Annotated in this window: 6 protein-coding genes and 2 pseudogenes; 1 reads left to right on the top strand and 7 read right to left on the bottom strand. The window is 62.2% G+C overall.

Annotation, left to right across the window (positions count from 1 at the left end; genetic code table 11):
• The 4 genes from gcvP to ACIPL2_RS33095 form a co-directional block, all read right to left on the bottom strand.
• The coding region (gene gcvP, locus ACIPL2_RS33110) for an aminomethyl-transferring glycine dehydrogenase (RefSeq protein ID WP_401364465.1) at positions 1 to 2,234 on the bottom strand (2,234 nt) is incomplete at its 3' end.
• 11 nt (positions 2,235 to 2,245) lie between these two features.
• Entirely contained in the window at positions 2,246 to 2,629 is a 384-nt protein-coding gene (gene gcvH, locus ACIPL2_RS33105) for a glycine cleavage system protein GcvH (RefSeq protein WP_401364462.1), read from the bottom strand.
• A 431-nt stretch (positions 2,630 to 3,060) separates the two neighbouring features.
• Positions 3,061 to 4,569 (bottom strand): sigma-54-dependent transcriptional regulator, encoded by a 1,509-nt coding sequence (locus ACIPL2_RS33100; protein ID WP_401364459.1) that lies wholly within the window; start codon positions 4,567 to 4,569, stop codon positions 3,061 to 3,063.
• A 181-nt stretch (positions 4,570 to 4,750) separates the two neighbouring features.
• Complete coding sequence (locus ACIPL2_RS33095; protein WP_401364456.1) at positions 4,751 to 5,104, bottom strand: DUF5064 family protein; 354 nt, start codon at positions 5,102 to 5,104, stop codon at positions 4,751 to 4,753.
• 119 nt (positions 5,105 to 5,223) lie between these two features.
• Here ACIPL2_RS33095 and ACIPL2_RS33090 point away from each other — a divergent pair, with 119 nt between their 5' ends.
• Positions 5,224 to 6,087, top strand: coding sequence for a DNA-3-methyladenine glycosylase family protein (locus tag ACIPL2_RS33090; RefSeq protein WP_401364453.1), 864 nt, complete (start codon positions 5,224 to 5,226; stop codon positions 6,085 to 6,087).
• A gap of 131 nt (positions 6,088 to 6,218) precedes the next feature.
• On the opposite strand, the gene ACIPL2_RS33085 is transcribed toward ACIPL2_RS33090, so the two are convergent.
• The 3 genes and pseudogenes from ACIPL2_RS33085 to ACIPL2_RS33075 form a co-directional block, all read right to left on the bottom strand.
• Entirely contained in the window at positions 6,219 to 7,568 is a 1,350-nt protein-coding gene (locus ACIPL2_RS33085; RefSeq protein ID WP_401364451.1) for a CoA transferase, read from the bottom strand.
• A 172-nt stretch (positions 7,569 to 7,740) separates the two neighbouring features.
• Positions 7,741 to 8,268: pseudogene (locus ACIPL2_RS33080) on the bottom strand (methyl-accepting chemotaxis protein); the annotation flags it as partial.
• A 378-nt stretch (positions 8,269 to 8,646) separates the two neighbouring features.
• Positions 8,647 to 9,615, bottom strand: a pseudogene (locus tag ACIPL2_RS33075) (chemotaxis protein); the annotation flags it as partial.
• Positions 9,616 to 9,630: the final 15 nt, after the last annotated feature.

The raw sequence follows: 9,630 nt of genomic DNA, 5'->3' as shown, positions 1-9,630 counted from the left end.
GCGCAGACCGCGCCTTCTTTACGCTCCAGGGTGCCGTGACCCGGCAGGAACGGGGTCAGGTGCGACTTGACGCCAATCGGGCCGACGCCCGGGCCGCCACCGCCGTGGGGAATGCAGAAGGTTTTGTGCAGGTTCAGGTGCGAGACGTCGCCGCCGAACTTGCCCGGCGCACAGAGGCCGACCATGGCGTTCATGTTGGCGCCGTCGATGTACACCTGGCCGCCGTGGTCATGGATGATGCCGCAGATTTCGCGGATGCCTTCTTCGAACACGCCGTGGGTCGACGGGTAGGTGATCATCAATGCGGCGAGGTGTTCGCGGTGTTCGATGGCTTTGGCGCGCAGGTCTTCGATGTCGACGTTGCCACGGGCATCGCACGCGGTGACGACCACGCGCATGCCGGCCATGTTGGCGGTCGCCGGGTTGGTGCCGTGGGCCGAGGACGGGATCAGGCAGATGTCGCGACGGTCTTCGCCACGGCTCTGGTGGTAGGCGCGGATCGCCAAGAGGCCGGCGTATTCACCCTGGGAACCGGCGTTCGGTTGCAGGCTGATCTCGTCGTAGCCGGTGGCGGCGCAGAGCATCGCTTCCAGCTCGTCGGTCAGTTGCTGGTAACCGGCACTTTGCGCGGCCGGGGCGAACGGGTGCAGGGCGCCGAATTCGGCCCAGGTCACCGGGATCATTTCGCTGGCGGCGTTGAGTTTCATGGTGCAGGAGCCCAGCGGGATCATGGTCCGATCCAGCGCCAGGTCCTTGTCGGCGAGCTTGCGCAGGTAGCGCATCAGCTCGGTTTCCGAGTGGTAACGGTTGAACACCGGGTGGCTGAGGATCGGCGATTGGCGGACCAGCTCGGCCGGGATGGTGCTGACCACCGAAGCGGCGAGGGTGGTGAAGTCTGGCAGGGTCTTGCCGTCGGCCAGCAAGGCCCACAGGGTTTCGATGTCTGCTTGCGACGTGGTTTCGTCGAGGGACAGGCCCAGACGTTCGCCATCGATGACGCGCAGGTTGGTCTGCTGCGCCCGAGCCTTATCGTGCAGCGCGGTGGTGTGGGCGCCGGTGTTGAGCGTCAGGGTGTCGAAGAAGCTGGTTTGCTCGACGTTCAGACCGATTGTTTTCAAGCCTTGGGCCAGAATCGCGGTCAGGTGGTGCACGCGGTTGGCGATCTGGGTCAGGCCTTTCGGGCCGTGGTACACGGCGTACATGCTGGCGATGTTGGCCAGCAGCACTTGCGCGGTGCAGATGTTCGACGTGGCTTTCTCGCGGCGGATGTGTTGCTCGCGGGTTTGCATCGCCAGGCGCAGGGCCGGCTTGCCGAAACGGTCGACGGAGACGCCGACCAAACGGCCCGGCATGTCGCGCTTGAACGCATCTTTGGTCGAGAAGTACGCCGCGTGCGGGCCACCGAAGCCCAGCGGCACACCGAAGCGCTGCGCGCTGCCGATGGCCACGTCGGCGCCGAACTCGCCCGGCGGGGTCAGCACGGTCAAGGCCAGCAGGTCAGCGGCGACGGCGACCAGGGCATTGGCGGCGTGGAAACGTTCGGTCAGCTCGCGGTAGTCAAACACATCACCGTTGCTCGCCGGGTATTGCAGCAACGCGCCGAAGAACGGCGTCACGTCGGTCAGTTCCAACTCGTCGCCGACCACCACGTCGATGCCCAGCGGCTCGGCACGGGTGCGCAGCACGTCGAGGGTTTGCGGGTGGCAATGCACTGAGGCGAAAAACGCGTGGCTGCCTTTGTTCTTGCTCAGGCGTTTGCAGAAGGTCATCGCTTCGGCAGCGGCGGTGGCTTCATCGAGCAGCGAGGCGTTGGCGATCGGCAGGCCGGTGAGGTCGCTGATCAGGGTCTGGAAGTTCAGCAGCGCTTCGAGACGGCCCTGGGAAATTTCCGGTTGGTACGGGGTGTACGCGGTGTACCAGGCCGGGTTTTCCAGCAGGTTGCGCAGGATCGGCGACGGCGTGTGCGTGCCGTAGTAACCCTGGCCGATGAAGGTCTTGAACAGCTGGTTTTTGCCGGCGATGGACTTGATCAGCGCCAGCGCATCGGATTCGCTCAGGCCGTCTTCCAGGCCGAGCACGCTGGTGCCTTTGATGCTGTCGGGAATGACGCTGGCGCTCAGGGCTTCCAGCGAGTCGAAGCCGAGGCTGTTGAGCATGGCTTGCTCATCGCCGGCGCGCGGGCCGATGTGGCGGGCGATGAATTCGTTGGCGGTCGTAAGGTTTACTTGAGTCATGTCAGCGCTCCTCAGGCTTCGGCGTTGGCTTTGATCAGACGGTCGTAGGCGTCCTGATCCAGCAGTTTGGCGACAGCCGCAGCGTCGGTTGGCTGGAAGCGGAAGAACCAGCCTTCGCCCAGCGGATCTTCGTTGACCAACTCAGGGCTGCTGTCGAGTGCCGGATTGACTTCCAGCACTTCACCGTCCAGCGGCATGTACACGCCGCTGGCGGCTTTTACCGATTCCACGGTGGCGGCTTCAGCGCCTTTGTCGTAGGACTGCAGCTCAGGCAGTTGTACGAAAACCACGTCGCCCAAGGCGTTTTGTGCGAAAGCAGTGATGCCGACGGTGACGCTGCCGTCAGCTTCGGTACGCAGCCATTCGTGATCTTCAGTAAAACGCAACTCGCTCATGGAAACTCCTAAGGGGCCAGACTCGTCTGGTGGACGCTATTGAATGCTTTGGGCAAAAGCCCTGCTTTATGAGCGGTTACTAAGCAAAATCACGGCCAATGTTTATTATTCTTTGTAAATCAATAGCTTATGTATTGATCCAAGGCGTAAGGATTTGCTGGCTGTAGCGAAATCGCTACAGCACAGAGCATAGAAAAAAGCCTAAGGGGATCAAAGCCTTGCACAGCGGTGGTCGAGGGAGGGTGTAGCGATATCATTCCACTGTAGCGCTTTCAGTACAGGTGAAGGTCGCTTTTGAGCCGGATTTTTAAAGCGGCGCAGAACCTGTGGGAGCGGGCTTGCTCGCGAAGGCGGTGTGTCAGTCGACCTATGTGTTGAATGCAAAGCCGCCTTCGCGAGCAAGCCCGCTCCCACATTTGACCGAGTAGGACTTACGGCTTGTTGGGAATGCCGTACTTGCGCAACCGGTGGGCAATCGCGGTGTGCGAGGTTTGCAGGCGGTTGGCCAGTTGGCGGGTCGAGGGGTAGCTGACGTAGAGTTTTTCCAGCAGGGTTTTCTCGAAGGCTTCCATGGCCTGTTCCAGGCTGTCGACTTCGCTATCGCTCTGGCGTGCGACGGAGGTACCGGCGATGTCGAGGTCGCCAATGTCGACCAGGGTGCTTTCGCAAATAGCCGCCGCGCGGAAGATCACGTTCTGCAACTGCCGCACGTTGCCCGGCCAGCGATTGCCCAGCAATGCCGGATAAGTGCCCGGTGCCAGCCGACAGACCGGACGCTGGATCTGCGCACAGGCCTGCTGCATGAAGTAGCGCGCCAGCAGCAGAATGTCCTGGCCGCGCTCACGCAGCGGTGGGACTTCGACGTTGAGGACGTTGAGGCGATAGAACAAGTCTTCGCGGAACGTCCCTTCGCTGACCATTTTTTCCAGGTCGCGGTGGGTCGCGCTGAGGATCCGCACGTTGACCTTGACCTCACGATCGCCGCCCACCCGGCGGAAGCTGCCGTCGTTCAGGAAGCGCAGCAACTTGGCCTGCAAGTACGGCGACATCTCGCCGATTTCATCGAGGAATACCGTGCCTTGGTTGGCCAGTTCCATCAGCCCCGGTTTGCCGCCCCGTTGCGCACCGGTGAAGGCGCCGGGGGCGTAGCCGAACAGTTCGCTTTCGGCGAGGTTCTCCGGCAATGCCGCGCAGTTCAACGCCAGGAACGGTGAACTGTGCCGAGCACTGATGGCGTGACAAGCACGGGCCACCAGTTCTTTGCCGGTGCCAGTTTCACCCTGGATCAACAACGGCGCATCGAGCGCCGCGACGCGTTGAGCGCGGGCCTTGAGGGTGCGGATCACCGGGGACTCACCCAGCAGCGCATCGAAGCCTTCGGCATGGTCGTGGTGCAGCGCCGAAAGGCGTTCGCCGATGCGGTTCGGTTGATACAGGGTCAGCAGGGCGCCGGCATCGGTGATCGGCGTGGCGTCCAACAGCAAGGTCTGGCCGTTGACGGTGATTTCCCGCAGCGGCAGCCGGAAGCCTTGTTCGAGCAGGGCGTCGAGCAGGGCCGGGTCGGCAAACAGCTCGGCGACACTTTCACCCGCCGGTTCGCGGCCGTACAGGGCGATCAATGCCGGGTTGGCCAGCAGCACTTTGCCGGCGCTGTCCAGGGCCAGTACCGGATCGGTCATGGCCGCGAGCAACGCATCAAGCTGCAAGTGCCGGCGCTGGCCGGGCAGGATGTCGACCACCGTCACCGCTTGCACGCCACGCACGCTGAACAGGGCATCGCGCAATTCTTCGAGGACTTCCGGACTCAGGGTTGGAGCGTCGATGTAGACGTTGGGCGGGACCATTTCCACCGCATCCAGATTGAGATTGCGCCCACCGAGCAAGGCCAGGACTTCCTGGGTAATGCCGACGCGGTCGATGAAGCTGACGTGGATACGCATGGGGCGGTTTTTGGTTCTGGAGTGCGGAGGGTGGCAAGTATGCCTTGGGGCGGGGTGTTAGGTGAAATGCGCGTGCAAATTGCAGGAGCGAGGCTTGGCCGCGAAGGGGGCATCAAGATTGCCAAAAGCTTCGCGGGCAAGCCTCGCTCCTACAGGTTATGGGGGGCTTCGACGATTTGTATTATTCCAGGTGTTCGGGTTTGACCGGGTCGCCGGATTTGACGTCGAGTTGCGCCCGTACATCTTCAAACATCAGGTCGTATTCCTTGTGTACAGACGTGATGCTGGCATCCTTGGGCAGGCCGTAATTGTGCGCGATGCGCGTGGCATGACGGGCGAAGTCGAAGGCCTGATCCTTGGGCAGGAAGAATTCTTCATTCAGTTCCTTGCCTTCAACTGAACCATGCAACTTGAAGCGCATGCCTTCTTCGGGATCCTGGCAGACTTCATAGTCGATGCTCAGGCTGAAGCTGTAGTCGTCCTCGTTCAGCGCGTGGCGTTCGATGTGCAGGTGACCGGGCTCAAACGTGGCCATTGGCGTCTCTCCATCAATAAGGCATTGAATCAGGGCAGACCTCAGGCCGGCCCCAGAGTTTCTTTTATGGGTCGCTCATTCGGTGCGCGGCCGTGGTTGTACTGAATAGTGGAGAGGCTATGAGGTTGTTGTTGGAATACACACCGCCTTATGACTGGCCGGCGATGCTGGGTTTTTTGTCGGCGCGGGCAATTGCCGGGATGGAAGGGGTGGTCGATGGCGTTTACTCGCGCAGCATCGCGCTGAACGGTGTTCACGGCACGTTTTCGATCAAGCCTGCGGCGGTGGATGCGCTTGAGCTGACGCTGGATTTTCCAGACTCCGCCGCCGTACCCGAGATCGTCGCGCGGCTGCGGCGGATGTTTGATCTGGATGCGGATCTGGCGTCGATCCATCAGCAACTGGCGATTGATCCATTGATGGCGCGGTTGATCGCCGAGCGTCCGGGGCTGCGGGTGCCGGGAGCGTGGGACGGCCTGGAGTTGGCGATTCGTGCGGTGCTGGGGCAGCAGATCAGCGTGGGCGCGGCGATCAAACTGGCGGGGAAACTGGTGGCGCAGTATGGCGAGCCGCTGGGTTTGTCGCGGCCCGGGTTGACTCATGTGTTTCCTCAGGCGAGTGTGTTGGCCGCAGCGGATCTGGCGACGTTGGGGATGCCGAAAAGCCGTGGGCGGACGCTGTCGGGTGTGGCTCAGGCGCTGCTTGATGATCCATTGTTATTTGAACCGGGGCGGGAAGGTGGGATGGCTCGGTTGCTGGCGTTGCACGGAATTGGTGACTGGACGGCGCAGTACATTGCCTTGCGGCAGTTGCGGGAGACGGATGCGTTTCCGTCGGGGGATGTGGGGTTGATCAAGGCGCTGGTGGCGCTTGAAGGTGGGCCGGTGATGGCGCGCGAATTGTTGCAACGGGCCGAGGTCTGGCGGCCTTGGCGAGGGTATGCGGCGCAGGTGCTTTGGACTTCTTTGAGCCGGTCGGACTGATGCTGATCCTGATTTTGTGCTGACTGTTAGGGCCTCTTCGCGAGCAAGCCCGCTCCCACATTTGATCGCGGTCATCCGGGAGAATGCGATCAAATGTGGGAGCGGGCTTGCTCGCGAAGAGGCCGGTATTGTCACCACCACTGCGGGCGATGTGAACCCAATTCCCCAGCCGGTATCGCCCACTGCAATGGTGTCCCGGTGATTTTCAGCGGCACCTGCAACCGATGGGCCGGTCCCCAAGGCGTTTGCTCAACCAATAGCCCTTGATCGTTATCATCCTCTGCACGCAACGGATCGCGGGTGCCGGGTCCATTTTCAATCAGCAACTTCGCCGTCCGCGCCAGCGACAATCGCGCCGATCCACCGCGACCGCTGTTCAACCGCTCTGCCAGTAACTTGATCGCACTGGCCGCCATCAAATACCCGGTGGCGTGGTCCAGCGCTTGTAACGGCAAGGGTGTCGGTTTATCCGCGTGCTGCCACTGCCTGCCGGCTTCGGCAATCCCGCTGCTCATTTGCACCAGGCTGTCGAAGCCACGGCGGTTCTGCCATGGGCCGCTCCAGCCGTAGGCGTTCAGGCACACGTCAATCAGGCCAGGAGCCATGTGCTGGCGATCAGCGACGCCGTAACCCAGGCGCTCCAGTGCATCGGCGCGGTAGCCGTGGAGCAAAATGTCGGCGTCCTTGAGCAGGCTTTCGAACAGCACACGATCGGCCGGGTCGTGAAGGTCCAGGCGCGCGCAGCGTTTACCCAGCGTCACTTCAGGCACCACGCCCGGCTCGTTCCAGGTCGGCGGATCGATACGCAACACGTCGGCGCCAAGCCCGGCGAGGAAGCGACTGGCAACAGGGCCGGCCAGTACGCGGGTCAAATCCAGCACCTTGATCCCGGCCAATGGTTGCGCCACCGAACCCTGCCACGGTTTTGCATTCTGGCTGCTGTTGGCGGCGAACTGAATCAGCGGTTCGGCGTTCACAGCCTGACCCTGGGGATGAACTTGCCACTGTTGCCAACTGCGCATCTCGGCGGCGCAGCCACCGGCTTCGACCACAGCGTGTTCCAGATCGCTCTTCGCCCATTGCGCAACCTTGCTGGCCATCGCCGGGCGGTCGGCACAGGCGCCGAGAACACTTTCGGCAGCCGCGCGGTGGTGGGGCGCGTTGGTGTGCAGGCGAATCCAGCCGTCCTTGGTGGCGTAGTCACCCGCGACCGGATCCCACAGCGGCGGCACGCTCCAGCCGACCGGGCGGATCGAAGTGGCAAACCAGAACGAAGCCAGGCGGCGGTCCACTTCAAGGTTGGGCAGGCGACCGGTGTGCTGATGGAGCAATTCGCTGATGGCCTGGCCGGCGACGGCAATGCTAGCGCAGGCCAGGTCAGTGACGGCGAACGCCGAGGGCAGGGCACCGTTCGCGGTGAACGGGATGGCGGTGCTGGGCAAGCCGAGTGCGGCTTGAATGGACGTGAGTAAATCAGTCATCGAAGGCCCTCCGGAATGAGGGCTCGATCATAGATCAAAATAGATGACAGGCCGGATGAAACCTGTGGGAGCGAGCCTGCTCGCGAAGGCGGTGTGTCAGGCAACCTCTCTGTTGAATGTGACATTGCCTTCGCGAGCAGGCTCGCTCCCACAGAGGATCTGTGGTGCGACCTTAAACCCGGAACTGATCCATCAATTTCATTTGCTGGGTGGTGAGGGAGTTGAGGTGGCTGCAGATCTGTGCCGATTCGGTGGCCTGGCCGGTCAGGGTTTCGGTGACGGTGCGGATCGCCGAGACGTTGCGGTTGACCTCTTCGGCCACCGCGCTTTGCTGTTCGGCGGCACTGGCGATTTGCAGGTTCATGTCGCTGATCACGGTGACGGCGTCGCTGATTTTGCTCAAGGCCTGGACCGCTTGCTGGATCTGCCCGGCGTTGCTGTGGGCCTGGGTCTGGCTCGAATGCATGGTCGCGACCACGCCGCGAGTGCCGGTCTGGATGCGTTCGATCACGATGCGGATTTCTTCCACCGAATCTTGCGTACGTTTGGCCAGGTTGCGCACCTCATCGGCCACCACCGCAAACCCGCGACCGCTCTCGCCGGCACGAGCCGCTTCGATCGCGGCGTTGAGCGCGAGCAGGTTGGTCTGCTCGGCGATGCTGCGGATCACTTCCAGTACCGAACCGATCTGCTCGCTGTTGACCGCCAGCGCTTCGACTTCGGTCACGGCTTTACTGACTTCGTCGGCCAGCTGATTGATGTCGCGTGTACTGCGCTCGATGATCGACATACCATCGCGGGCCGACTGGTCGGCACCCTTGGCGGCATTGGCCGCGTTCGAGGCACTGTTGGCAACGTCGTGGGCGGTGGCGCTCATTTCGTTGGAGGCGGTGGCGACCTGGTCGATTTCGCGGAACTGCACCTGCATGCCTTCGCTGGTCTGGCGGGCGATTTCCGAAGACTGGTCGGCGGTGCCACGGGCGTCGGTGATGCTTTGTTTGATCTGCGCGATGGTCGGCTGCAGCTTGTCGAGGAAACGGTTGAACCAGCTGACCAGTTCGCCCAGTTCGTCTTTTTTGCTGTAGTGCAAACGTTGGGTCAGGTCGCCGTCGCCACTGGCAATCGCCTTGAGCATCTCGGCCACGCTATTGATCGGCCGGGTCACGCCGGAGGCGGTGAGCCAGATCAGCAGCAGGCCGACGAGACCTGCTACGACTGCCACCAACAGCGCTTTAATCGTGCCGCTTTGCTGGGCGTCATCGAGTACGGTTTGCAGTTTGACCGAGTCGGCCAGCAGCACTTGTTTCGGCAGGTCAATCACCACGCCCCAGGCTTTGGAATCGACAATCGGGCTGACCGGGTAAACCGCGCGGATCAAGTCGCCTTGTTCAAGGATTTTCGGCGTGCCTGAGCTGAGCAATTGCAGGACGTCCTTGCCGTCTGCGCCCAGGGTGTCGCCGATGCTTTTACCGACCTTGCTCGCGTCGACACTGTAACCGGCGAGCACGCCGCTGCCGGAGACGATCAGCATGTGCCCGGCGCTGTTGAACAGGTCGCGCTGGGAGTCCACCGCCGCAGCTTGCAGGGCGTCGAGGGCGATGTCCACGCCGACCACACCGATGGATTTGCCGTCCACCAGCAACGGTACGGAAATGGTCGTCATCAGCATTTCCTTGCCGCCGACGGTATCGGCATACGGATCGAGCAGGCAGGTACGCTTGCTGTCGCGAGGGCAGGTGTACCAACTGTTATAGGGTGTGCCGCTGAGGCTCAGGGTGGTTTTGGTCATGTCGTCTTCGACCATGATCGTGTTGATCCCGGAACCACCGGCACGGCTCCAGTAACTGGCGAATCGTCCGGCTTCGTTGGACTGGCGCGCGGCGTCGTTGGCGAACTCGCTGTCCTTGCCGTCCAGGCCATTGGGCTCGAACGCCAGCCAGATCCCCAGCACTTTGCTGTTGCGTTCGAAGGCGGTTTTCAGGCTCTGGTTCAACTCTTCACGCAGGGCACCGGCCTCAAGCGAACGCTTGGCGGCCAGGGTGCGCATGTCCTTGATCTGGTC

Source organism: Pseudomonas sp. NPDC086251, assembly GCF_044746405.1.
Classification (GTDB): Bacteria; Pseudomonadota; Gammaproteobacteria; order Pseudomonadales; family Pseudomonadaceae; genus Aquipseudomonas.
This window is presented reverse-complemented; position numbering and strand designations above follow the sequence as displayed.